The organism is Corynebacterium urinipleomorphum (assembly GCF_900155535.1).
Classification (GTDB): Bacteria; Actinomycetota; Actinomycetes; order Mycobacteriales; family Mycobacteriaceae; genus Corynebacterium; species Corynebacterium urinipleomorphum.
In genome coordinates this window covers 1-836 of the sequence record NZ_LT706953.1, presented here as the reverse complement: position 1 = coordinate 836, position 836 = coordinate 1, and the positions used below count along the sequence as shown (strand labels likewise).

Annotated in this window: 1 protein-coding gene; it reads left to right on the top strand. The window is 56.0% G+C overall.

Annotated elements, in window-relative coordinates; all coding sequences use genetic code 11:
- On the top strand, positions 1 to 802 hold an 802-nt coding region (locus tag CZ338_RS00005), incomplete at its 5' end, for an IS3 family transposase (RefSeq protein WP_143341207.1).
- Between the last annotated feature and the right edge of the window lie 34 nt (positions 803 to 836).

The following is an 836-nucleotide window of genomic DNA, read 5'->3' as shown; positions in this document are numbered from 1 at the left end:
GGCAGGTATCCCGCGGTCGACGTTCTTCTACCACCAGAAACGACTCGGTGAGCCGGATAGGCATACGGCACTCAAGCACGCGATCCGGGAAAGCTTCGAGCGCAACAAGCATCGCTACGGCTACCGGCGAGTTTTGCTGGACCTGCGTAATCACGGCTGGGTGGTCAACCACAAGCTCGTCTACAAACTCATGGACCAGATGGGATTGAAAGCCAAAATCCGGCGCCGCCGGCCCTACGTTTCCTACACCGGGACGATCAGCCGCATTGCTGACAACAAGCTTGACCGCAAGTTCACCCCGGATGCACCAAACACCGCCTTTGTCAGCGACGTCACCGAGTTCAGAATCGCAGGCCGCAAAGTGTACTTGTCGCCGGTGATGGACCTGTTCGACCGCTCAATCGTCGCCCACACCGTGGCTACATCGCCGTCGACAGCATTTACCACCGAATCTTTGACCAAAGCGATCGTGACGTGTGCACCTGAACCCGGGTGGATGATGCATACCGATCAAGGCTTCCAGTACCAGCACTCGACTTGGCGCAAACTCATTGACGAACACGGTGGTGTCCAGTCGATGTCTCGTAAAGCCAACTGCTACGACAACGCGGTCATGGAGAACTTCTTCGGGCACCTGAAAACCGAGATGTACCACGGCGAAATCTTCGACACTGTCGCGGATTTCACTCAGGCTATCGATGAGTACATCCAGTGGTACAACGCCGAACGCATCCAACAACGACTCAAGGGCCTGACCCCGATGCAATATCGGAATCAGGCCCTCGAACCCCTAACCGCCTAGAATTAAACCAGTCCAACTTTCGGGGGCTAGTTCA